The following is a 23788-nucleotide window of genomic DNA, read 5'->3' as shown; positions in this document are numbered from 1 at the left end:
CCCTGCCGTCCAAGGGCGGCGGGTCAGCAGGGGCAGGCTCGCTGTGGGACTGCGGCGGCTACCTTCGGCTGCTTCACCTCTGTTTCGATGTCGGCGAGGATCTGGTGGCGGTGGTGGGGGTCTATGAGGTCGCCGCGGACTACGACGCTGTTGATGCGGGTGGTGTTGTGGATGTCGTGCAGCGGGTTGGCGTCCAGGAGTACCAGGTCGGCCACGGCGCCTGCGGAGATGACGCCGAGGTCGCGGCGGCCCAGGTAGCGGGCCGGGTTCAGGGTGGCGGTGGCCAAGGCCTGCATGGGTTTCAGGCCCGCTCGGACCATCAAGGCCAGCTCGTCGTGGACGCTGAAGCCGGGCATGAGGTACGTGGTGCCCAGGTCGGTGCCGGCCATCAGTGGCACGCCGGCCGCGGCCAGGTCGGCGGTCAGGCGCAGCCGGCGGTGGAACAGCTCTGTCGACTCGGTCACCCGTTGGGGCGTACGGCCGGGGAGGTAGAGGCTTTCCAGGGCCCAGTCCCAGTAGCCGATCATGTCGGCGCTGACGTAGCGGTAGCGCGGGTCGTGCCGGTTGATGGCCTCCGGCCTGTCGTTGGTCTCGTGTAGCACCAGGGTCGGTGTCACGAAAGTGCCGTTGGCGGCCAGGCGGTGGAACACCCAGCCGGCCTTGCGGCGGTCGTAGGTGCGCGCCGCCGCGTATTCCAGCGGGTGCATCCGGTTGAACCAGCCGTTGTAGTCGCCGGGGCCGATCGGCACGGCGGCCACGGCCCGGCGCAGGCGCTCCTCGTCGGACGACGTGTCGTACCAGATGGTGAACAGATGCTCGACGGTTCGCAGGCCGCGGTCGCTGGCCTCGCTGAGCGGGACGACGTCGGGCACGTGGCCGAGGAACGGCAGGCCGAGCTTGCGGCACTCGTCGGCGACGGCCAGGAACGATTCGCGGGACAGCCGCGAGTACGTCTTGATGAAGGCCGCCCCCGCCGCATGCTCGCGCCGCACGGCGGCCCGCGCCTCGTCGGGGGTGGCGACCGTGATGTGGATGCCGCCATCGGCGTCCAGCCCGTCCCACAGTGACGGTGATCCGTCGACGATGCGGCTGCCGATCACCCAGCGCGGTCCGAGGCGCTCGCCGTCGGCTATCTGCTGGCGCCAGGCGCGCGCCTGCTCCCCGCCCGACATCTGCCGGGTGGTGGTGACGCCGTTTACCACGTAAAGCTCGGGATCGGTGTCGTCGATGCCAGTGGCGTGGGTGTGCATGTCGGCCAGGCCCGGGATGAGGAACTTACCTCGCCCGTCGACGACCGTGGCCCCGGCGGGCACCGGGACCCGCTCGGCGGGCGCTACGTCGAGGATGCGGTCACCCCGGACGAGCACCGTATGGCCCCGCCTCGCGCCCCCGCGCGCGTCGATCACGGTCACGCCCCGGATGGCGAGAAGAGGGCTTCGCGCGGCCTCCGCCGGTCGTGTCACGCCGAGCGCCGCTCCGGCCACACCGAGCGCCGTTCCTGTCAGGATGGTCCGCCGCTGCATGCTCGTCTCCTTCACGGATACGCTGCTGCTGTCACGGACCAGCCTTCCGGTCGCGGCCGCGCGGGGCACTGGTGCTAGACCCCCTCTGCCGGGTAGGCCTAGCTATACCCGCGAGCCAGGCGCGAGAAGGGCCGGCACACAAGCGGCCAGGCGAAAAAGCGGCAAGGAAAGGCCGCCGGGGAAGGCGGCAAGGAAAGGCCACCAGGGAAAGCCGCCAGGAAAGGCGGCAAGGGAAGGCGCGGGCGCCGCTCAGCTGAGCGGGAAGACCGGCTGGGTCCAGGGCGGGCGGGATGAAGGCTGGATCGAGGTCACCCACTTGACCCACCAGAAGCCGCGGCGGCTGGGGGCCACGATGCGGGCCGGGAAGCCGTGCCCGTACGACAAAGGCTCTCCGCCGACGGCCGTGACCAGCCAGATGTCGTCAAGGGTGTCGGCGCCGAACCAGCGGGAGAAGCCCGTCGTGGAGAGCACCTCGACACTGCGCCAGCCGCCCTGGGTGACGCCCGCGTGGTCGAGGAGGGTGCTGAGGCGGATTCCCTCCCACTCCTGGGTGCTGTACCAGCCGCTTGTGCAGTCGAGGGTCGCGGTGAACCGCTCGTGCGGCAGGGCCAGGATGTCCGCGTAGTCGAACGACATGGCGCCCACTTCCAGACGCCACCGCGCCGGGTCGACGCGCTGGATGCCGTCGTTGATCCATGAGGTGACCAGCAGCGACGAACGTGGCACCGAACCGGTGAAACGGCGGGCCGTGGCCCCCCACGCGTCCCAGGCCGCCGTCGCCACGGCGGCGCCCGCGCCCAGGGCGGCCAGCCGCAGGAGGGCTCTTCGGTCGACGTCGGCGCGCCGTGGGCGTACCCAATGGCCGAAGAAATGCGCCACGACCGTGAGCACCGCGCCGACCGCGGCCCCCACGTGGATCTGCATCAGCGTGAGCGGGCCGACGTGCTCGACCCGGCCCGTCGAGTGCAGCAGGCCGCTGCCGATCGTGACCAGCACGAAGAACAACAGGGCCAGGGACAGTGCCTTGGTGGGCCGCCGCTGCCGCGGGTTGCGCAGGCCGCGGCGGATCACCACGTACTTCCAGGGCGCCAGGAGCAGGATGGCCAGGGCCCCGGCGGCGTGCAGCTGGATCAGGTTGAGCGGCCATCTCACGCCGATGGTGTTGGCCACGATCCCGGTCAGCACGCCGGCGATCAGGAGCAGGCCGAGGACGAGATCGACCCGTCGCCCGCCCTGTCTCATGCCTATCTTCTACGCGCCGAACGGCCGCAGGTTCAACGCCCGAGCGCCGAACGGCCGCGGGCTCAACGCCCGAGCGCCGACGTAGAGCGGGTTCAACGCCGGACGAGCTTCCAGACCGCCGGCAACAGACCGGCCGCCAGCGCCGCCTTGATCGCGTCGCCGAGCAGGAACGGGGTGAGGCCCTGGCTGATCGTCTGGCTCAGGGTCAGGTCGGCCGCCACCGCCAGCCACGCCATGCCGATGCCGTAGATGAGCACCTCGCCCGCGAGCATCGCCGGGATCGCCCGCCACACCGAGCGGTCGGCCCCCCGCTCGGCCAGCCAGCCGCACAGGGTCGCGGCGGCCAGGAAGCCCACCACATAGCCGAACGACGCCGTCGAGTAGCCGCTGGTGTGGTCGGCGAACCACGGCACGCCGAGGACGCCGGCCACCGCGTACAGGGCGATGGTGGCCGCCGCCCGGCGCATGCCGAACGCGGTGCCGACGAGCAGGACGCCCAGGGTCTGACCGGTGATCGGGACCGGGGTGCCCGGAATGTGCACGGCGACCTGGGCCAGCGCGCCGACGACGCCGGCGCCACCGACGACCAGCGCGATGTCGCGGGCCAGGGAGCCGGGGATCAGGTCGGCCAGGACGAGCGGCCGGGGCCGGGTGAGCGCGACGGACTGCGTCATGAGAACCTCCGAGGGGTGACGGATCCTGACGATCATAGGGACGCCTCGGCGGCGGCGTTCCTCCGCGGCCGCTGGCGGGTGCGCCGGCGCATCCTCGACCATCGGGCCGGTGTCGAGGGCTCGTTCGCCGGGACGGCCGAGTTCGGTGACGATCTGTCATATTTCGAGCAGGGCGAGCTGTCGTACGGTGATCATCGCGGCCCGGCCACGAGGTCGCTCCGCTACCACGACCGGGGCGGTCGCCGCCTCGACGTCACCTTCGCTGACGGCCGCCCCTTCTACCTGCTCGACCTCAGCGACGGCGCCTGGTCGGCCGAGCATCCGTGCGCGGCCGACACCTACGTCGTGGCCGGCCGCATCACCGGCCCGGACAGTTACACCGAGCATTGGCACGCGACCGGCCCGAACAAGGACTACGAGCTGCTGACGTCCTACGAGAGATCCCGGTGATACACCCGGAACTCGCCGCGGTCGCTGTGCATCCGCCAGAGCTTCTCCGCGAGCTCGTCCGCCTGGCCCGGCTCGATCGCCCCCGGGATGATCAGCTGCCCGACGTGCACGCCTTCGGCGCTGAGGGTCTCATGGAGCATCTGCCCGTACGCCCCCTCGCCCGCGAAAGCGATCGACGTGCCGCCGACCCGCGGGTTGGGCCGGGCCCCGCTGCCGCCGTTGACGAACAGGATCGTGCCGCGGCCCAGCTCCCGCATCCCCGGCAGCACCTGGTTCACCGCGGTCATCGGCCCGGCCACCGAGAACTCGACGGCCTCGCGCATCTCCTCCACCGACGTCTCCAGCACCGGTTTCAGGAACTGCCGCTGCGGCAGCGGGCTGTACTGCAACACCTCGATCGGCCCGAGGTCGTTGGCCGCCCGTTCCAGGGCCCAGGCCAGCGCTTCCGCGTTGAGCACGTCGGCTGCGTACCCCCGGGAACCTTTGATTTCCGCCGCCAGCTGGTCGAGCCGCTCCTGACGGCGGGCGACGAGCGCGACGCTGAAACCTTCGGCGCCGAAGCGACGGGCGACGGCCAGGCCGAGCCCGTCGCCCGCGCCGACGATGGCAAGTGTGGTCATGCCCTAAGAGTGTCAATGTCGATGACGAAGCGGTAACGCACGTCCGACTTGAGCACGCGCTCGTACGCCTCGTTCACGTCGTCGGCGCCGATGATCTCCACCTCGGGCGCGATGCCGTGCTCGGCGCAGAAGTCGAGCATCTCCTGGGTCTCGGCGATGCTGCCGATGCTGGAGCCGGCGAACGAGCGACGGTTGTTGAACAGGCTGAACACCTGCACGGGCAGCGGCTCGGGCGGGGCGCCGACGCTGACCAGCGTGCCGCCGAGGCGCAGCAGGCCCAGGTGGGCGGCCATGTCGATCGGGGCACTGACCGTGTTCACGATCAGGTCGAAGCTGTTGGCCAGGGCCTCGAACGTGGCCGGGTCGCCGGTCGCGTGATAGGCGGTGGCGCCGAACGCGAGCCCGTCGTCCTTCTTGCCCAGGGTCTGCGACAGCACGGTGACGTCGGCGCCCATCGCGGCCGCGATCTTCACGGCCATGTGGCCCAGGCCGCCCAGGCCGACCACGGCGACCTTCTTGCCGGGCCCGGCGTTCCAGTGCGCCAGCGGCGAGTACGTGGTGATGCCGGCGCAGAGCAGGGGCGCGGCCTTCTCGTACGGGATCTCCGAAGGCACCCGCAGCACGAAGTCCTCGTCGACCACGACGTGCGTCGAGTAGCCGCCCTGGGTGATGGTGCCGTCGCGGTCGACGCTGGCGTAGGTGCCGGTGTTGCTGGCCAGGCAGTACTGCTCCTGCCCGGCGCGGCAGTTGTCGCAGTCCCGGCACGAGTTGACCATGCAGCCGACGCCGACGCGGTCGCCGTTCGTGAAGCGGGTGACCTCGGCCCCGGCGTCCGCGACGACGCCGACGATCTCGTGACCGACGGTCAGCGGGTACGGCACGTCGCCCCACTCGCCGCGCACGGTGTGGATGTCCGAGTGGCAGATGCCGGCGTACCGGATCTCGATCAAAATGTCCTTCGGCCCCAGGTCACGGCGCTCGATCGTGGTGCGCACGAGCGGCTCGGTGGCGGACGGGGCGGCGATGGCGTTGACGGTGAGGATGACGTACTCCTTCTTAGGTTGCTTCTGCAAGCAAGATTGTCACGGACGGAGCAGAGCTTTGACAGCCCGGCGTTCGTCCATGGCCTGGTACCCCTCGGCCGCCCGTTCCAACGGAAGCTCGAGGTCGAAAACCTTGCCGGGCTCGATCACGCGGTTCCCGATCAGCTCCATCAGGTGGGGCAGGAATCGGCGTACGGGCGCCGGCCCGCCCTGGAGTTTCACCAGCGACCAGAACATCTCCATGCCCGGCAGCGACACGTCGTGGGTCACTCCGACGAAGCCGACGTTGCCGCCGGGCCGGGCCGACCGGATGGCCTGCATCATCGACTCCTGCGTGCCGACCGCCTCGACCACCGAGTCGGCGCCGATCCCGCCGGTCATCTCCTTGATCCGGGCGATGCCCTCGTCCCCGCGCTCGGTGACGATGTCGGTCGCCCCGAACTCCAGCGCCAGCTTCTGCCGGTCGGCGTGCCGGCTCATCGCGATGATCCGCTCCGCCCCGAGCTGCTTGGCCGCGAGCACGGCCAGCAGACCGACCGCCCCGTCCCCGACCACCGCGACGGTCCGGCCCGGCCCGGCCTCGGCCGCCGTGGCCGCGAACCACCCGGTGCCCAGTACGTCCGAGGCGGCCAGATAGCTGGGAATCAGGTCGGCCGACGGCATCTCGGGCGTGGCCACGAGCGTCCCGTCGGCCAGCGGCACCCGCAGATATTCGGCCTGCGATCCCAGCGACCCCATCGGCACGCGGTGCAGGCAGGCGCTCTGATAGCCGGCCCGGCAGATCTCGCAGGTGTTGTCCGAGGCCCAGAACGACCCGACGACGAACTGCCCCTTCGCGAGGCTCGTCACGGCGCTGCCGACCTCTTCGACGACGCCCACATATTCGTGTCCCATCGGCGCCGGTCCGTCGACCGGCTGGATTCCCCGGTACGGCCACAGGTCCGACCCGCAGACACAAGCCGCACTGATGCGGATGACCGCGTCGGTCGGCTGCTCGATCCGCGGATCGGGCCGCTCCTGGACCCGGACGTCGCCCGGGCCGTACAAAATCGCTCCTCGCATGCTTCCAGGCAACCAGCCCGGCCCGGCGCGCGGGAGTTCCTGACAAGGGGTGTACCGCCAGTACATCCCACCCGGGCCCGTCCCGTCCTACCGTCGAGGGGTGAACAACCGAGTCGAAGTGCACGAGTTCCTCACCTCGCGCCGGGCGAAGATCACCCCGGAGGCCGCGGGCATCCCGTCGGCCGGCCAGCGGCGCGTGCCCGGCCTGCGGCGCAGCGAGGTGGCCGCGCTGGCCGGCATGAGCGTCGAGTACTACGCGAAACTCGAACGGGGTTCACTGGCCGGCGTCTCGGCCGGCGTGCTCGAGGCGATCGCCCGGGCGCTGCGCCTGGACGACGCCGAACGGGCCCACCTGATGCACCTGGCCCAGGAGGCCAACGGCAGCGGCGCCCTGCTGCGCCCGAGCCGCCGCCCCCGCCAGGCGACGGTCCGCCCCAGCCTGCAGTGGTCGCTCGACACCATCAACGCTCCCGCGATCGTCGTGAACCACCGTTCCGACCTGATCGCCGCCAATCATCTCGGCCGGGCCATGCACAGCGACCTGTACGCCGACACGTCCGCCCCACCGAACTTCGCCCGTTTCACGTTCCTGGACAGCGCGGCCCGCCGCTTCTACCCCGACTGGGCGCTGTTCGCCGACATGACGGTCGCCAACCTGCGCACCGCCGCCGGTGTGGACCCGCACGACAAGAGCATGCACGACCTGGTCGGCGAACTGTCCACCCGAAGCGACGAGTTCCGCCGCCGCTGGGGCTCGCACAACGTCCGCCTGCACGGCACCGGCGTCAAGCACTTCCACCATCACGTGGTGGGCGACCTGGACCTGGCCTACGAGACCATGGCGCTGGTGGCCGACCCCACGCTGCGCATGACCATCTACGCCGCCGAGCCCGACTCCCCCACCGCTCACGCGTTGACGCTGCTGGCTTCGTGGGCCGCCACCACGTCCCTGCAGCCCCGCTAGTCCTCACCCACATCCGGCACGATCACACTGTCGTCCGCCCGAAGAGTCCCATCAGCCTCAACCTCGGGATGCACCTCCTTGAGATGCTCCGCCATTTCTTGATCAGGAACGTCCCGGCTCCCAGCCGGACACAGATTGCAGCTGGCCACACCCCCACTCTTGCCACAAGCGGCCTCCCGCAAACCGCTTCAGCATCTTCCGGCTGAACCGCCGCGCCGCGTTTTCGGGCATTCGCCGCCGTAAGTCCACATCGGACGGGTTCCGAGGCGTTCGCAGGCAAACGTGCCATCGGGGAGCCATCGGCCGGACTTAGCGGCCTTGTCGGTTGTGCTGCTGGACAGCGACGGAATGCCGAGGGAGTGGCGAAGCGCCGCCGCACCACGTTTACTCCTACGAACAATAGAGGTCGGTCAATGCGCTTGATCTGGCGATAAGGGCGGCCTCGTACCCCATGGACATTATTTACGGGAGGAGTGTCTGTGGAGAATCGTCGGACTTTTGGACGTCCCACCTTCGTAGCCGCGGTCGGCATGACGATCACGCTTTTCGTCACGTCGGCACCGGTCTCAGCCGCACCGAAGACGCCGGTCAAAGGTACTTCGTGCGCAGCTAGCAAAATCGTCATGCCATCGGCGAGCTGGAGTTCGCAACGCGCGTCTCTTCCCTCATCCGCCACCGAGGACATCACGCAGCTGGCCACACAGAAAGGCATCTCCGTAGCGCAGGCCATCGACGACTACGGCTGGCATGAGTCGCTCTCACAGGTCGTGGGCCAAGTGCAGGAAGCGTTCCCCGGCGAGTACGGCGGAGCACGGATAGTCGACGACGGCCAGAGCCGGGCCTGGGTCGCATTCGCCGGCGACGCTCCGGCATCGGCGCTCGACATGCTCCGTGCCTCTCCGGTTCCGGTCGCCGTTCGCACGGGCTGCGGGTTCAGCGAGGCGGAACTGAAGCAGCGCTTGGAACAGGTCCATTACTCGGTACTCGGCCGCACCGACGTGGTGGCCGACGCGTCCTCGGGTTACGACATCGAGACTGGCGCGATAACCGTGATGGTGCAGCCCTCGGCAGTGGCCCGGGGCCGCCTGGCCGACCTCCGCTCGAACCTCACGGCGGGCCTGCCCGCCGGGAACACCGATCTTCCGGTCGAGGTCCAGATCGTGAGCGACGTCGTCGGCGGCGACGACATCACGGTGTACGGCGGCCGAGGGCTCAGCGGAGGATGCACGACCGGGTTCAACGTGATCTGGTCGATGTATCGCGGCACCACGACGGCCGCGCACTGCGGCAACGCCCAGTCATATGCCGGCGTCGCTCTCACCTTCGTGAGCGAACACTCGGGCAACTACGGCGACGTCCAGGTCCACCGGGCCGTCGGGCACAGCTTTCCCAACCAGTTCTACGCCAACACCGGTTATCGCGCGGTCACCGGCACCGGAGCGGCGATCACGGGCCAGCAGATGTGCCTGCAGGGCAACGCGTCCGGTTATCACTGCGACACGGTCTATCAACTCGCCCACTGCAACGGCAGCCGGTGCGGCCTCGTCGCGATGAACACCCGGTCGGCCGCCGGCGGAGACAGCGGAGGCGCGTGGTTCTCCAACAATCGCGCCTACGGCATCCACCAAGGTTACAAATACTGGTTCGGCAACCGCGATCTTTACACCCCAGTCGTATACTTGCCGACGTCGCTAGGAGTGACAGTTGCCCTTTATTAGGACGCGGACGGTCGGCGTCGTTCTCGCGGCCCTGGCGTGCGCGAGCTGCGGGTCGGGATCAGACGTGTCGGTCGCACAGACCGATCCCACACTGTTCGTCCACGACGTGCGGGACCGCTCCGACGACGCCAAGGTCGACGGCTACGTCCGCTACCTCGACGACGCCGACTGTTTCGTTCTCGACGCGACGGCCGACGGCACCAGCGGCACCCGCAACGTAGCCGTCTGGCCACCGGGCACCAAGGTCTGGAAGAAGGGCACGGAGGTCGCCGGCGTCGAGGTGCCGGACCGCGACCCCATAGCGGTCGGCAGCCGGGTCACCGGCGCCGGCGGCTACGCGAACCCCACAACAAGCGACACGGAACTGCCCGAGGTTGCCGCGGACTGCCTCAGCACCGGCGGCGAGTTCGCCATGATCCACGTGATCTCGGCCGTCGCCCCACCGCCCTGACCAGCCAAGCAACGCGAACCCTTGCGGAATGTCGTCGCCCACCCTGCCCCCGCCGTAGATCGTCTCCGGCAGCAGGGTGGGCATTTCGTCGGCCAGCGCCGCAGCCACGGCATGTGCGTCCTGTCAGCGACAGATCAGTGCACCGAGTGCCATGCTTTCTCAGTGCCGCTCAACGCGCGAGCCCTGGACCGCTTCGACGCGGTGAACTGGCAGCAGATCGCCGATCGAGTAGCGGAGTGGACTGCCCCGCACTCACCGGTCATGGTCGACGTGGTGGCCAGCATCCGGACGTCCGCGGCGGACCGGATGGCAGGCTTCATGTCGATGCACGATCTGGCCGTAACCACGACACCAGTACCGAACGCCGGCCCGATCGACGTCATCTGGGTCCGCCCGCAGCCGGCCGACGACCCTGGCACTCAGGACGTGCTCATCGAGCATTGGGCTCCGGCCGGGTGGGATGAGCGGATCGTGCGGCCCGCTCCCGAGGCCGTGTCACTTTTCTGGCGGTTCGCTCGTGAGAAGTGGGGCATCACGCCCGTGCCCGCGTAGGCCCGACATCGGACCGCTGCAGTCGCAGTCATCCTTGGCGCGAGCGCGCACGGAACCTAAGCGGCTCGCACGTAGGGTGGCGACCCAAGACGCTCCTTCGCGCTGCCTCAGCACGGGAAACCACCTCGCCTTGGGCGATTGGTGCCCGCCTTATCGGCGGCATGAGCGGACGTCGCGCCGCGCTCTATCTCGCCGCCACAGCTGCGGCTCGTTGACAATGCGGTCGTTACGGCGCGGGTCGCGACCACACGGCCGCGGACCCGAACAACACTTGCCCCGTTGCCCGAATCCGCGCGCCAATCACATGGTCGACTCTCAAATTGAAGCCGGTCAGGTACAGGGCATCCGCTAACAGGGGGTCGTCCAGCCAGACTACGGACCCGGTGTCCAGGTGGATCGTGTCATCGACCGTGAACTCCACAGTCCCAGGGCCATGTGCGTGGGCAGCGAGGTCGGTAACACCGTTCAACGCGACCGTGCCGTAGACGGCAAGCTGCCCGAACACATCACTGCAGGCGAGTTCGATGAGCCGGTCGGCTCCGTCGAACGCGTCCGCGTACTCGCGGGCAGGCCCCATGAGCGCCCCTACGGCGTCGTCGACGACCTGCTGCCGGTAGGCGTCGCGCGGGATGGCGAGGTAGGGCTCGTGGGCATCGACGACGTTCGGCTTCGACGCGTCGGCGACCACTTTGCGCGCCGCGACGAGCTCGGTGCGGTCGCTCAGTGAGAGCGCGGCATCGGCGGCCTGGAGGCGCTGCCACTGTTCCGTCCCGGCGAGCGCGACCGCGAGACGCCGAGCCGCTTCGCTCGCGCGCGCCGCGTCCTGCGCGGTCGCGCCGAGCGACTGCAGCGGGTCGACCGGCGGGTTCTGGAACTGAAAGCCAGCAACCAGCTCTTCCCTGGTCCACGTGAGCCGCCACGTGAACTCGTTGGTTGTCAGGGGCGTCGCCCGCGCGAGGTGCGGGGCCGGTAACCGCGGATAGCCGGGTAGGCGCGACCGCAGCCACGACACCGTGACCCGGTGAGCCCGCTCGACGAGGTTCGCGTCTTCGAGCCACATCTTGAGCACGTCTTGAGGGACCGACGAAGCATGGCCGTGAACGAGGGGCAGCATCTGTGGCACGTTCGTGCCGAGCCGCAACGGACAGGAGACCATGCCGCCGCCAGCGTCGACGTGCTGAAGTAACCCGGGCAGCCCGCTGGACTGCTTCCCAGCGTTGCGGGGCAGTTGTGCGGCGAAGCGGAGGAGGACAGGCAGGTTCGCCCAAGCCGAGGCGTGTTCGGCAACCGCCTGCCAGAGCGCAGCCTCGCTACCCCATGTTGTGGTCACAACCATCGACCTCCGGTCATTCTGTCGATGCTGTTCTTGACCCGTTCCGCTGCCTTAACCGACGCAGGTGCCCCGATCTGCGAGTCGAGAGTGGCGTGCGAGGAATGTCGCGTGCCGAGTTCGGGCCCGGCGGCGACGGAAATAAGGATTTCCTTGGTCCGCGTATACGCAACAGTCCAGTTCGGGTGGCCACGGCGGAGGCTGTCCGGCGAGGGCAGAATCTGTCCAGTGAGACCCGTCGGCCCGATCTCGGCCGTGACAGCGGCGCGGTGCTCGGCCGGTAGCACGGTGCGAATGAGTCTGTCGGTCTCCGCGGCGACCTCGGCTACGTGCGCCGCTACGGCGTCGCGGGCCTCTTCCGCCGTCCGGGGACGGGCCCGGCCCGCTCGTCCCGTGCCCACGAGCACGGCGAGAAGCCACCGACGCCATAGCCGGGCTGCGAGGTCGACAGGACCCCCTGAGCCGACCACCCACGGCCGTGAAGCGAGCGCTGCGCGGGCCTCGCCGTCGGTGAGCCACCGGCCGCTGTCTGCGCCGGCAAACGCGACGACGCGGCCGTCGGGGCGCTGCCACAAGTCTGCGCCGGCAAACACGGTGTGCGGGATGACGGCTCTCAAAAGCGCTGTCACCTCGTCGGGGGCGTCGTGGTCGAGGCTGCGGCGGTCAAGCGCGGCGAACCGGGGCAGCGCGAACGGCAGCCGTGCCGCGACGACCCCGGCGAACGCCCGGTCCATCCCGCCGATCTGCGCAGCGAACACCAGGCGCTCCTCATCACCTGGTTTGACGTCGGCGGGGAACGCCACAGCTCCGCGGCCAAGCGCCAAGCCCGCGAGGTAGTCCGCGAAGGAGTCGTGGAGCGCCACGACGGTCTCCGACTGGCCCAAACGCACGATAAGACCGGATTTGCAACCTGCGTCGTCGACCGTATCCGCGTCGACGTGCCCGATTACGTCGGACTGTGCTTTTGCCTCTTCCACGAGAAGACGGCGCCACGTGTACGGGTCCGCGTAACGGCGGCCGTCGTCCAAGAGTCTCGCGAAACACGCGCCGAGCACGACCGCCGCGATGCCAAGGCCGATGGCGCCCGTCTTCTTCCCGAGCAGGTCGAGGAACGCGGCGTACACCGCCGCCCGGTCGTTGAACGAGACCCCCGACGCGATCAAGCCGAGAGTCAACTCGAGCAGCATCGGATTTCCGGCGGCGTCGCCCAGGGCTTCCTCTGCCCGCGCTAGTAGGACCCGGGCGGCACCTCCGTCTGCCCCGGGGCCGACGGCGCTCTCCGCGAGGGCCCCCCTACGCGCGCGCCCGAAGGGCTCGACTCGGAACAGGAGCGGATCGGACGACGCCGGCAGTACCGAGCGGATGGCGGCGAGCCCACGCCCGAGAAGGACCAGACGTGCCCCATGCCCACCCGCGACGGGCGCCCGGACATCTTCGGCCAAGGCGTTTCGCATCAGCTCGGGGATCTCGGAGACGCCGTCGATCACGACTGTGGTGCCTCGCTCCGTGAGGACTTGCCGGCCGGTCATCGTCGGTACATCGCAACCAAGGACGTCGGAGACGGCGTCGGCAACGAGCGCGTCGACGCGGCCCGGGATGTAGGTCTCCGCGTGCGCCACGACGACGACGCGGCCCTGCGCGGCGGCCATAACCATGAGCTCGCGGGCCGCAGTTGACTTCCCCGCGCCGGTCGGCCCAGCCACGGCCGCCGGCAGCGCTGCGTCGGCCAGCAGAGCATCGACGCCCACAGTGTCGTCCGCACCAGATGGCTCCGCACTTCGGAACCTCGCCGGGACTGCCGCAGCCGGGGCCTCCGCGACAAGCGCAGCGAGGTACCGGGCGCGCATGTCGCCGGCCCACCGCACGACCGCCATCGCGCTCGCCGGGATGCCGAGCGCCTGGCAGATCTCGTCGCGCGACACCACCCGGTCCTCTGCGGCTGGCCGGCAGGCGCGGTCGAGAAGGAGCCGGAACAGGACGTCAATTGCTGACCTCGCCTGATCCGCCGCGTCGACAGCGGACCTCGCGGACGGAAGCAGCGCCCGCACCTTCCGCTCAGCCCGTGCAAGGAGCGCGCCCGTGCCGCCAGGGTCCTGGATGACTGTCGCGTGGGCCGCCCTGCGGACGGTCTCCCCGTCAGCTTCCGCCCCCAGGAGCGCGGCGAGCAACCCGTGTTGACCCGCCGCAGCCTCCGCCAGCGCGTTCTTCACCTCCTCGCCGGAGGGCCCTAAGCGGCCGTCCGTCACGAATTGGAAAGAGGCATCAGGCGGCGCGTCAACCACCGACCACCGGCGGAGCAGCTCAACCAAGTCGGCCTTGGCCCACGTGTACCCGTCGCCCCGGACCTTCGCCTGCTTTCCGACGGCGACCCTACCGCTCGCGTCCAGCAGCTCGATGTCGATCACGTCGTCGGCGCCCTCGACCCGGATCGCCGCGAACACGTCGCTCTCCACGACGTCCAACGCGGACAGCACAGCCTGCGCGTGCTGAAAGGCGATCCCCCGGTATGTGTCAACGCCCCCCACAAGCCGCAACTCTAGCCGCCGCGCAACCTCGCGGCACGCACGCCACGAGATCACGGATCCCGCGTTCATCGGCCAGATCCGCAGAGTCGCGGGCCCGGTCGCTTCATGATCGTCTGTGCGGAGGGTGAACGGGCTCCGGATTCTCACTGTCACCACCGGCGATTGAGATCTACAAGCGGTACCGTCCTCGTGAACGCTTAGACCGCGTGTCAGTTGGGGTTGTTGCTGGCCAGCAGGTTGAGCCGGGTGGCGCGTCGGAAGCAGATTAGAGCGCAGGCCAGGCGCAGGAATCCGAGGTAGTGGGAAGCCTTGCGCTCGTAGCGGCGGGCCAGGCGCCGGAATCTGGTGGTCCATTCCAGGCAGCGTTCGATGACGTAGCGGTGCCGGCCCAGGTGCTTCGACGACTCGATGCCCGGCCGGGCGATGCGCGGCACGATGTTGCGCTCACGCAGCAATTCGCGGCATCCGGGGTAGGCGTAGCCCTTGTCGCCGTGCAGCTTCGCCGGCCGTTTGCGTGGGCGGCCGGCGGGCTGACGGATCGGCCGGAGGCCGTCGACCATGTCCTGCAGCATCTTGTGGTCGTTGAGGTTGGCGGCGGAGATGTCCACGTGAACAGGCAGTCCACCGCGTTCGCTGATGGCGTGGATCTTGGAGCCGGGCTTGCCCCGGTCTACCGGACTGGGCCCGGTCAGATTCCCCTTTTGAGCGCGCGGACGTGCATGCTGTCGATACTCGCCCGCGACCAGTCGATCTGCCCGGCGACACCCAGGATGTCCAGCATCGCCTGATGCAGACGGGTCATCACGCCAAGGCTGACCCACTCGGAGAACCGGCGGTGCGCGGTACGCCAGTGCACCGGGAACGACCCAGGCAGCTTGCGCCACGAGCAGCCGGACTCCAGCACGTAGACGATCGCCGCGAGCATCGCCCGGTCATCAGTGCGCCGCCGGCCACCACCCTGATGCCTTTCCGGATGCGCAGGCAGCAACGGTTGGGCGAGATGCCACAACGCATCCGGGCAGTACTTCTCCACGTCATCCACGCCAGGTCAACGAATGACCTTGTAATTCAACAACCCCAAACGACACACGGTCTTAGAGATGATCGGGTTCGTCGCCGTGCTTGCGGCAGGCCTGACGAAGCGCTTCGCCGAGGTAGGCAGGCGTGGCGAGCCGCCCTCACGGTGCCGTTGCCATCACATTGCTGACCGAGAGGCTCGGCATGGGGCTCGGCGATGACTTCTCCGGAGGAGCACTCGAATGGCGTTATGTCCCGATCTCAGCGCCTGTTTCACCAACCCGCGCGACCGGCCTGGAATTGCCGCCCAGCCCACCGCCCAGCCGAGCCCGCCCGACCGAACTCCCACACCTCCACAGCAGCGCGGCAGCGAACCCCGACCCACGCCTCCACAAGGTGGCCGCCCAGCCCTCGTACACCCCCAGCGATGCCCGACCCCCACCTGACCGTCACCGACCCCCGTGCAAGGTGGAGGGCCGGGTGTGGCCGACCACGGCATAAAGCGCTCCTCAGCCAGCCGTGGTCGGCCACACCCGGCCCTCCACCGTCCCAGCGCAAGAAAATGGCCCGCACCCACCAACCGTGGGCGCGGGCCATCAAGAAAACCTCAGAGAACGTCAGCCGACAGCTGCTTACGGAGCTTGGCCAGCGCCTTCGTCAGCAGCCGGGAAACGTGCATCTGGGAAATCCCCACCTGGTCCGCGATCTGCGACTGGGTCAGGTTGCCGTAGAAGCGCAGCGTCAGGATCTTCTGCTCCCTCGCGTCCAGCGTGGCCAGCGCCGGCCCCAGGGCCGCCCGCGTCTCCGCCAGCTCGAACTCGCTGTCCTCGCCGCCCAGGGTGTCACCCAGCTCGGTGGTCCCGTCGGCCGAGACCGGGGTCGACAGCGACGTCGCGTTGTACGCCCGGGCGCCCTCCAGACCCTCCAGCACGTCTTCCTCGGTCACTCCCAGGTGCACCGCGATGTCCGCCACCGTGGGCGCGCGCCCCAGCGAGTGGGTCAGCGAGTTGTTCGCCTCGGTGATGGCCAGCCGCAGCTCCTGCAGGCGGCGTGGCACCCGCACCGACCACGTCCGGTCGCGGAAGTGGCGCTTGATCTCGCCGATGATGGTCGGGATCGCGTAGCCCGCGAAGTCCACTCCCCGGTCGGCGTCGAACCGGTCGACCGCCTTGATCAGGCCGACCGTCGCCGTCTGGACCAGGTCGTCGGTGGGCTCGCCGCGGCCGCTGTAGCGCTGTGCGAGGTGGCGGGCCAGCGGCAGCCAGGCTTCGATCGCCCGGTCGCGCAGGGCCGCGCGGGACGGGTGGCCGGCCGGCATCGCGGCCATCGCCGTGATCAGCTCGCTGGCACCGTCGGCGTTGGTCTCCGACACCGTGCCGGTGTCGACAGAGGCCGTGCCGGCGTCGGTGGTGCGGGCCGAAGCGGTGATGACTGCCATGAACCGAGCTCCTCTCCTGCGTGGCCGGCCCTTCCTCGAACCGGCGCCGGCCCACCAATTCCCTCGATCACCATTCGGCCAAACTCATCTTTTCAGGTGACAACCGGCGACGAACGGGTAGGACGGGTCGGCCGGATGGCGGATAAGCCGGCGTGGGTATGTTTGCTGAGCTGCAAGTACGACCGGGGAGACTTCTAGGCGATGAGCAACGCGTCGGCGGCGGAGGTGTTCGCCGGTGGGGGTGAGGTCGGTCACGACCTGGCCGCCGTGGAGTGGGAGTCGACCCCGCTGGGTGAGCCGGGGCAGTGGCCGCAGAGTCTGCGTACCGCGGTCAGCATCCTGCTGTCCTCGCGCTTTCCGATGTGGATGGCGTGGGGTCCGGAGCTGACCTTCTTCTGCAACGCCGCCTATCGGCGCGACACGCTGGGGCGCAAATATCCGTGGGCGCTGGGGCGCCCGGCCTCCGAGGTGTGGGCCGAGATCTGGGACGACATCGGCCCGCGCATCGAGACCGTGCTCTCCACCGGCCAGGCGACCTGGGACGAGGCGCTGCTGCTGTTCGTGGAGCGCTCCGGATATCCCGAGGAGAGCTACCACACCTTCTCCTACAGCCCGCTGCGCGACGACGACGGCGACCTGGTCGGCATGCTCTGCGTGGTCAGTGAGGAGACCGAGCGGGTGCTGGGCGAGCGCCGGATGGCGACGCTGCGCGACCTGGGCTCCGATCCGAGCGCGATCCGCACCGAGCAGCAGATGCTCACGTTCGCGGCCGCTCAGCTCGATCGCAACCGGCAGGATCTGCCGTTCACGCTGACCTATCTCTTCGATGAGGACGGCGGCCCGCGGCTTGTCGCCTCGACGGGTGACCCCAAGACCGACACCTCGGTGTGGCCGACCGAAGCGGTGTCCCGCGGCGAGTCCGAGCAGGTCGGCCAGGCGCTGCTCGTGCCGCTGCTGCAGCAGGGCGGTTCGCCGTACGGCTTCATGGTCGCCGGCCTCAATCCCTATCGCGCCCTGGACACCAACTACCGCGGCTTCATCGAGCTCGCGGCCGGCCACGTGGCGGCCGGGATCGCCAGCGCCCGCAGCTACGAGGCGCAGCAGCGCCGGGCCGAGGAGCTGGCCGAGCTCGACCGGGCCAAGACGGCCTTCTTCTCCAACATCAGCCACGAGTTCCGGACCCCGCTCACCCTGATCATGGGCCCGGTCGAGGACCTGCTCGACCGCTCCGACCCGGGCGAGCAGACACGGGCCGAGCTCGACGTCATCCAGCGCAACGCGCTGCGCCTGGGCAAGCTGGTCAACACGCTGCTCGACTTCTCGCGCATCGAGGCCGGCCGCATGCAGGCCCGCTACGAGCCGGTCGACCTGGCCACGGCCACGGCCGAGCTGGCCAGCGTCTTCCAGTCGGCGGTGGAGCGGGCCGGGCTGACCTTCCGGGTCGACTGCCCGCCGCTGTCCCAGCCGGTACACCTCGACCGGGGCATGTGGGAGAAGATCGTCCTCAACCTGCTCAGCAACGCCCTGAAGTTCACCTTCACCGGCGGCATCAGCGTCGCCGTGCGCCGCGAGGGCGGCGCCGCCGTCGTGACGGTGGCCGACACCGGGGCCGGGGTGCCCGAGGCGGAGATCCCGCGGCTGTTCGAGCGTTTCCACCGCATCGAGAACGCGCAGTCGCGCTCCAACGAGGGCAGCGGCATCGGACTGGCCCTGGTCAAGGAGCTGGTCGAGCAGCATGGCGGCACGATCACGGCCGACAGCGCCCTGGGCCGGGGCACCACGTTCACGATCCGGCTGCGCTTCGGCGCCGAGCATCTGCCGGCCGACGCCCTCGTGCCCGCCGGCACGAACACCGGCGTCTCGGCCGCCACCACCGGCACGTACGTGCAGGAGGCGCTGCGCTGGCTGCCCGGCGAGGAGACCGAGACCGCCCCGGCCCCGCAGGCCGGTTCGAATCTGCTGGTCGCCGACGACAACGCCGACATGCGCGACTATCTGACCCGGCTGCTGCGCTCGGCCGGGCACTCGGTGGAGGCCGTCGGTGACGGGCAGGCCGCGCTCGAGGCGGCCCGGGTGCGGCGGCCCGACCTGATCGTCAGCGACGTCATGATGCCCCGGCTGGACGGCCTTCAGCTCGTGGCGGCGCTGCGGGCCGATCCGCGCACGGCCGGCACCCCCGTCCTGCTGCTGTCGGCCCGGGCCGGTCAGGAGGCCTCGATCGAGGGTCTGGAGGCCGGCGCCGACGACTATCTGGTGAAGCCTTTCTCATCGGCGGAGCTGCTCGCCCGCGTACGGGCGAATGTCGAACTGGCCCGTCTGCGTAACCATCACGCGCGCTGGCGCACCGCACTGGTCGACTCGTTGCAGGAGGCGTTCTTCGTCTGCGACGAGGACGGCGCGGTCATCGAGATCAACTCCACGTTCACCGACATTCTGGGGTACGGCCCGGAGGGGCTGCCCTATCCGCCGGTGCACCCCTGGTGGCCCGACCGGGAGTCCGATCCGGACGGCTACCAGCTGGTGGAGGAGGCGTTCGCCCTGCTGGTGGATCAGACACGGGGCTCCTACACGATCCCGGTCTCGCACCGCGACGGGCACGTGCTGTGGGTGGCGGCCTCGTTCAACCAGGTGCGCGACCCGGATTCGGGCCGGCGCGTCATCGTCGGCACGTTCCGCGACGTCACCGCCGAGCACTACGCCGTGCAGCGGGAGAACGCCCTGGCCGCGCTCAGCGTCCGCCTCACCCAGGCCGAGAGCCTGCCCGGTGCCCTGCGCAGCGTGCTCCAGGAGCTGCGCGAGCTGTGGCAGGCGACCGAGGTCTACGCGGCCGTCTTCACCGGCGACAGCGCGGCCGCGGTGACCACCACCGGCGCCGAGCCCCGCTGGGACGAACTGCCGGAGAGTCAACGTCAAGTTCTTGCTTCCGTACGGGACAAAGCGCTGCTCACGCCCGTCGCGGAGCGCACCGGGGGCGCCGGCATCGCGCTGGAGCACCCGAACGGCACGATGGCCCTGTGGGTGGAGCTGGCCGAGAACCGGCCGTTCACCGAGCAGGACCAGACCCTGCTGGCCCTGCTGGCCGGCCATCTCGGCCAGGGCCTGCACCGGATATACCAGATCGACCAGCAGCGGGAGACCGCGCTCGCCCTGCAACGGGCCATCCTCGGCCCGGCCCAGCTGCCGGCCGGTTTCGCCGTGCGCTACTCCCCCGCGACGCGGCCGCTGAAGGTCGGCGGCGACTGGTACGACACGGTCGCCCTGCCCGGCGAGCGGATCGGCATCGTGGTCGGCGACTGCGTCGGCCACGGCCTGCAGGCGGCCACCGTCATGGGCCAGTTGCGCAGCGCCTGCCGCGCGCTGCTGTTGCAGAACACCGATCCCGCGCAGACGCTGACCGCCCTCGACCGTTTCGCCGTGCAGCTGCCGGGCGCCATGTGCGCCACCGTCTTCTGCGGTGTTCTCGACCCCGTCACCGGCGATCTGGCGTACGCCAGCGCAGGCCACCCGCCCGCGGTGGTCACACACCCGGACGGCGTAATCGACCTGCTCGACCAGGGCCGTTCCCGGCCGCTCGGCGTGCACAACCCGGCCGGGCGCCCCGAAGCGCACTACACCGTGCCCAGCCGGGCCACCCTGCTGCTCTACACCGACGGCCTGGTCGAGCGCCGCCGCCGGCCGCTGACCGACGGCATCGAGCGGGTCGCCGGCACCGTCCAGCGGGGACGCGGAGCGTCGATCGAGGACCTGGCCACCGAGGTGATGGAGAGCATGGCCCCCGAGGGCGGATACGACGACGACGTGGCCCTGCTACTCTACCGGCAGCCCGGCCCCCTGGAGCTGGACTTCCCGGCCGAGTCGACCCGGCTGGCCCCGGTGCGCTCAGCGCTGCGGGGCTGGCTGTCGCGGGCCGGCGTCGACCCCACCACCGCGCAGAACGTGCTGGTGGCGGCGGGCGAGGCGTGCGCCAACGCGATCGAGCACGGCCACCGGCACGGCCCGGCCGGCCGGATCCGCCTGATCGCCACCGCCACCGCCGACTATCTGCGGCTGACCGTCACCGACAGCGGCCGCTGGAAGACACCACAGCCCGCCGAGAACCCGCACCGGGGACGCGGCCTGAGCCTGATGCGGGCGCTGATGACCGAAGTGACAGTCACGACCGGCGCGACCGGCACCGTCGTCGGCCTGCGAGCGAGGATCCCGCGATGAGCACCGTACTGAGTTTCGCCACCGCACCGGGCCCGGACGGCGCGACCGTCCTGACGGCCACCGGCGAGATCGACATGAGCAACGCCGCCGACTTCTCGGCCGCCCTCGACGCCGCCCTGGCGCTCGGCGCTCCAGTGGTGGTCGACCTGACGAAGGTCGACTACATCGACAGCGCCGGCCTGGCCGTGGTCTTCCCGCACCTCGAGCGGGTCCGCCTGATCGCCTCGGAGCTGCTGGCCCCGGTCCTGACGGTGGTGGGCCTGGACGACGTCACGACGGTCCGGGCTTGACCGGGAGCCGGGCCCAGACCACCTTGCCGTCGGCGGTCAACCGGCTGCCCCAGTCGTCGCTGACCGCGTCGACCAGCAGCATGCCCCGCCCGCCGAGCCGCCGCGGGTCGGGCCCGAGCAGCCGGGGCAGTTCACGGCTGCTGTCGAACACCTCGACGAGCACGTCGCCGTCGCCGCTGAGCGCCACCTCACCACCGTCACCGGTGTGCTGCACGACGTTCTGCACCAGCTCGGTGATCACCAGCAGGGCGTCCTCGACCACCTCACCGTCCTGCCACGTGACGAGCCATCCGTGGGCGGCCTGCCGCAGCGAGGCGCTGTCGGTCATGTGATCGAACGGTAGCCGCAGCACCTGCATGACCGGCTTCTGTACCCCACGCGTGGGCGGGCACACGCGGAGCGGCCATACGACCGCGATCAATACCCGCGGTCAGACCGGCACGTGGAACATCTCGGTCATGCCGCAGATGTCGAGCACCTGGACGACCTGCGGGCGCGCGTGACTGATCACCATCCGGCTGCCGAGCCGGTCGGCGGTCGTGTGGCAGTGCACGAGGGCGTGGATGCCGGCCGAACCGAGGAACGTCACCTCGCCCATGTCGATCACCAGGCTGCGCGGCTGCTCCCGCTGGAGCACGCCGTCGAGGAACTGGCGCACCTGAGCGGCGTTGTCCATGTCGATCTCACCGTGCAGGGCGATCATGGTGTCGACGTCGTCGCCGTCGCGCATGCTCATGACGAGCTGCGCGAGGTCGTCGTTGGGATGTCGGCCGTCGTCGGCAGGCAGAGCAGACATGAAAAAGCCCTTCCAGCTAGCTCTTCCGATCGAACTGATCGCTTCGTGCTGACCGCCAAGGAGCGACGGTGCCGAGAGGAGAGCCTGGCTAAAAGGCCGCAGAACCCGACGCAATTCGGATAGCCCACACTACCCCGGACAGCGCTCCCCGGGCCATCACCTCGAGGGCCGTGACATGACTCGCAGCTTTCTGGGGAACAATGAGCGCGCACTCACTCAGCCCTCGTTGTGGAAGGACTGTTTTCCTTGGCCGGAGGACTCGTAGCCCTGCTGGACGACGTGGCGGTGCTGGCTCGCGCCGCCGCCGCCTCCATCGACGACGTCGGCGCCGCCGCCGCCAAAGCCGGCGCCAAGGCCGCCGGTGTCGTCATCGACGACGCCGCCGTCACCCCGCAGTACGTGCGGGGCCTGGCCGCCGAACGCGAGATCCCCATCATCAAACGGATCGCGCTCGGATCGCTGCGCAACAAGTTCCTCATCATCCTGCCCGCGATCCTGCTGCTCAGCCAGTTCGTGCCCTGGCTGCTCACCCCGATCCTCATGCTCGGCGGCGCCTACCTCTGCTTCGAGGGCGCGGAAAAGGTCTGGGCCAAGGTCGCCCACCACGACGCGCACGGCGACGACACGGCCAAGGACGAGAAGTCGCTGATCTCCGGCGCCGTGCGCACCGACCTGATCCTCTCGGCCGAGATCATGGTCATCACGCTGAACGAGGTCATCGACGAGCCGTTCTGGAGCCGCCTGGCCATCCTGGCCGTGGTCGCCCTCATCATGACCGTGCTGGTCTACGGCGCGGTCGGCCTCATCGTGAAGATGGACGACGCCGGCCTGCGCCTCTCCCAGCTGCCCGGCGCCATCGCCGGCTTCGGCCGCGGCCTCGTCAACGCCATGCCCAAGGTCCTCACCACGCTCACCGTCGTCGGCACCGCCGCCATGTTCTGGGTCGGCGGCCACATCATCCTGGTCGGCACCGACGAGCTCGGCATGCACTTCCTCTACGAGTTCGTCCACCACATCGAGGAAGCGGCGCACGACGCCACCGGCGCCCTCGGCGGCGTCGTCGGCTGGCTCGTCAACACGGTGGCCAGCGCGATCCTCGGCCTCATCGTCGGCGCCCTCATCGTCGTGGTCGTCACCTTCGCCCAGCGCCGCCTCAAAAGGGGCACCGCGCCGGCACACTGACCACTAGGCGCGATGAAGCCCGCGGGGACGGTCCGCGCTCCCGCGGGCCGTCGCCAGGATCACCTGAGGAATCTCCGGGAACGCGTCCACCGCCGCGGTGACGTACCGGGAATCGAACTCATCGAGGCGCCGCACCCCGCTCTGCAGACAGGCCACGAACCGGATCCCCGCCCCACCGGCGGCCACCGCGTCCCCCGGCGAGTCGCCGACGTAGACACACTCACCCGGCCGGAAGCCCGTCTCGGCCAGCAACTCGTCGAACACCCGCGGATCCGGCTTGCGGAACCGCGTGTTCCCCTGGTGGTACGCCCCGGTGACCCGCCCCGCGAGCACATGGTCGGGCTCCAGCAGATGCCGCACCTCGACCTCGGTCCGCGAGGTCAGCAGCAGAACGGTCCGCCCGGCCTCGACCAGCTGGTCCAGCGCGGCCAGATTCTCGGCCGGAATGACATCGAGCCGCCCCTCGGCCAGATAACGCTGATGCAGCACGGCGAACAGCTCCGGGAACCGCGCCAGATCGACCCCGGGCGACCGGCGCGGCATCGCGTCCAGCAGCGTCTCACCCCACGTGGCCAGGTGAATCTCCCGCGACATGGGCGGCCGCCCCATCGCCGCCAGAGCCTCGTTCTCCAACTCGAACGACGCCGCCTCGGTCAGGCACAGCGTGTCGTCCACATCCACGATCACCGCTCTGATCAACGC

The 23788-nt window shown here is 69.8% G+C and carries 21 protein-coding genes; 8 read left to right on the top strand and 13 right to left on the bottom strand.

The window, feature by feature from the left end; all coding sequences use genetic code 11:
* Positions 1-23: 23 nt before the first annotated feature.
* The 3 genes from ACQP2X_RS15690 to ACQP2X_RS15680 form a co-directional block, all read right to left on the bottom strand.
* Complete coding sequence (locus ACQP2X_RS15690) at positions 24-1523, bottom strand: amidohydrolase family protein (RefSeq protein WP_498697619.1); 1500 nt, start codon at positions 1521-1523, stop codon at positions 24-26.
* A 249-nt stretch (positions 1524-1772) separates the two neighbouring features.
* Positions 1773-2765, bottom strand: coding sequence for a molybdopterin-dependent oxidoreductase (locus tag ACQP2X_RS15685; protein ID WP_498697618.1), 993 nt, complete (start codon positions 2763-2765; stop codon positions 1773-1775).
* Between the two features lie 92 nt (positions 2766-2857).
* Positions 2858-3439, bottom strand: a complete 582-nt coding sequence (locus tag ACQP2X_RS15680) for a biotin transporter BioY (protein ID WP_498697616.1) — start codon at positions 3437-3439, stop codon at positions 2858-2860.
* A gap of 15 nt (positions 3440-3454) precedes the next feature.
* Here ACQP2X_RS15680 and ACQP2X_RS15675 point away from each other — a divergent pair, with 15 nt between their 5' ends.
* Complete coding sequence (locus ACQP2X_RS15675) at positions 3455-3889, top strand: DUF6314 family protein (RefSeq protein WP_498697615.1); 435 nt, start codon at positions 3455-3457, stop codon at positions 3887-3889.
* Here the strand turns inward: ACQP2X_RS15675 and ACQP2X_RS15670 are convergent.
* The 3 genes from ACQP2X_RS15670 to ACQP2X_RS15660 are packed head-to-tail and all read right to left on the bottom strand — an operon-like array spanning position 3871 to position 6614.
* Entirely contained in the window at positions 3871-4509 is a 639-nt protein-coding gene (locus ACQP2X_RS15670; protein WP_498697613.1) for an SDR family NAD(P)-dependent oxidoreductase, read from the bottom strand. The genes ACQP2X_RS15675 and ACQP2X_RS15670 overlap by 19 nt on opposite strands.
* A complete protein-coding gene (locus ACQP2X_RS15665; RefSeq protein WP_498700956.1) occupies positions 4506-5552 on the bottom strand; it encodes an NAD(P)-dependent alcohol dehydrogenase in 1047 nt (348 codons plus the stop codon). Before ACQP2X_RS15665 ends, ACQP2X_RS15670 begins: the two co-directional genes overlap by 4 nt.
* A gap of 39 nt (positions 5553-5591) precedes the next feature.
* The gene (locus tag ACQP2X_RS15660; RefSeq protein WP_498697612.1) at positions 5592-6614 is read right to left on the bottom strand and encodes a zinc-dependent alcohol dehydrogenase family protein; all 1023 of its coding nucleotides are present in this window, start codon (positions 6612-6614) and stop codon (positions 5592-5594) included.
* 100 nt (positions 6615-6714) lie between these two features.
* On the opposite strand from ACQP2X_RS15660, the gene ACQP2X_RS15655 reads away from it, so the two are divergent.
* From ACQP2X_RS15655 to ACQP2X_RS15640, 4 genes are all read left to right on the top strand, one after another.
* Positions 6715-7578, top strand: a complete 864-nt coding sequence (locus ACQP2X_RS15655; RefSeq protein WP_498697610.1) for a helix-turn-helix transcriptional regulator — start codon at positions 6715-6717, stop codon at positions 7576-7578.
* 530 nt (positions 7579-8108) lie between these two features.
* Positions 8109-9296, top strand: coding sequence for a chymotrypsin family serine protease (locus ACQP2X_RS15650; RefSeq protein ID WP_498697607.1), 1188 nt, complete (start codon positions 8109-8111; stop codon positions 9294-9296).
* A gap of 64 nt (positions 9297-9360) precedes the next feature.
* Positions 9361-9747: a hypothetical protein gene (locus ACQP2X_RS15645; protein WP_498697605.1), complete on the top strand. Its 387-nt coding sequence runs from the start codon at positions 9361-9363 to the stop codon at positions 9745-9747.
* Between the two features lie 162 nt (positions 9748-9909).
* Positions 9910-10299 carry a hypothetical protein gene (locus tag ACQP2X_RS15640; protein ID WP_498697603.1) on the top strand — a complete coding sequence of 130 codons (390 nt, stop codon included), beginning with the start codon at positions 9910-9912 and terminating at the stop codon, positions 10297-10299.
* Positions 10300-10525: 226 nt separating this feature from the next.
* Here the strand turns inward: ACQP2X_RS15640 and ACQP2X_RS15635 are convergent, their stop codons facing one another.
* From ACQP2X_RS15635 to ACQP2X_RS15620, 4 genes are all read right to left on the bottom strand, one after another.
* Positions 10526-11629 carry a hypothetical protein gene (locus ACQP2X_RS15635; RefSeq protein ID WP_498697602.1) on the bottom strand — a complete coding sequence of 368 codons (1104 nt, stop codon included), beginning with the start codon at positions 11627-11629 and terminating at the stop codon, positions 10526-10528.
* Positions 11626-14091 (bottom strand): NACHT domain-containing protein, encoded by a 2466-nt coding sequence (locus tag ACQP2X_RS15630; protein ID WP_498697601.1) that lies wholly within the window; start codon positions 14089-14091, stop codon positions 11626-11628. The genes ACQP2X_RS15635 and ACQP2X_RS15630 overlap by 4 nt, the downstream gene beginning before the upstream one ends.
* A gap of 272 nt (positions 14092-14363) precedes the next feature.
* A protein-coding gene (locus ACQP2X_RS15625) for an IS5 family transposase (RefSeq protein WP_498700918.1) occupies positions 14364-15187 on the bottom strand; the annotation gives its coding sequence in 2 pieces (ribosomal slippage) (positions 14364-14855 and positions 14858-15187; 822 coding nt in all).
* Positions 15188-15778: 591 nt separating this feature from the next.
* On the bottom strand, positions 15779-16609 hold the full coding sequence (locus ACQP2X_RS15620) for an RNA polymerase sigma factor SigF (protein ID WP_498697599.1): 831 nt from the start codon (positions 16607-16609) through the stop codon (positions 15779-15781).
* A 201-nt stretch (positions 16610-16810) separates the two neighbouring features.
* Here ACQP2X_RS15620 and ACQP2X_RS15615 point away from each other — a divergent pair, with 201 nt between their 5' ends.
* Both ACQP2X_RS15615 and ACQP2X_RS15610 read left to right on the top strand, forming a co-directional pair.
* Entirely contained in the window at positions 16811-20818 is a 4008-nt protein-coding gene (locus ACQP2X_RS15615; protein ID WP_498697597.1) for a SpoIIE family protein phosphatase, read from the top strand.
* A complete protein-coding gene (locus ACQP2X_RS15610; protein ID WP_498697595.1) occupies positions 20815-21108 on the top strand; it encodes an STAS domain-containing protein in 294 nt (97 codons plus the stop codon). Before ACQP2X_RS15615 ends, ACQP2X_RS15610 begins: the two co-directional genes overlap by 4 nt.
* Here the strand turns inward: ACQP2X_RS15610 and ACQP2X_RS15605 are convergent.
* Entirely contained in the window at positions 21089-21436 is a 348-nt protein-coding gene (locus ACQP2X_RS15605; protein ID WP_498697593.1) for an ATP-binding protein, read from the bottom strand. The two genes, ACQP2X_RS15610 and ACQP2X_RS15605, sit on opposite strands and share 20 nt — an antisense overlap.
* A gap of 102 nt (positions 21437-21538) precedes the next feature.
* Positions 21539-21904 carry an STAS domain-containing protein gene (locus ACQP2X_RS15600; protein ID WP_498697592.1) on the bottom strand — a complete coding sequence of 122 codons (366 nt, stop codon included), beginning with the start codon at positions 21902-21904 and terminating at the stop codon, positions 21539-21541.
* Positions 21905-22150: 246 nt separating this feature from the next.
* On the opposite strand from ACQP2X_RS15600, the gene ACQP2X_RS15595 reads away from it, so the two are divergent.
* The gene (locus ACQP2X_RS15595) at positions 22151-23086 is read left to right on the top strand and encodes a DUF808 domain-containing protein (protein WP_498697589.1); all 936 of its coding nucleotides are present in this window, start codon (positions 22151-22153) and stop codon (positions 23084-23086) included.
* 3 nt (positions 23087-23089) lie between these two features.
* Here ACQP2X_RS15595 and ACQP2X_RS15590 read toward each other — a convergent pair whose 3' ends face one another.
* The gene (locus ACQP2X_RS15590) at positions 23090-23785 is read right to left on the bottom strand and encodes an HAD family hydrolase (RefSeq protein WP_498697586.1); all 696 of its coding nucleotides are present in this window, start codon (positions 23783-23785) and stop codon (positions 23090-23092) included.
* Between the last annotated feature and the right edge of the window lie 3 nt (positions 23786-23788).

Origin of the sequence: Actinoplanes sp. CA-131856 (assembly GCF_050956135.1) — a bacterium.
GTDB lineage: Bacteria > Actinomycetota > Actinomycetes > Mycobacteriales > Micromonosporaceae > Actinoplanes.
Note: the sequence above shows the minus strand (reverse complement) of the source record. Positions and strands in the feature narration are given on the sequence as shown.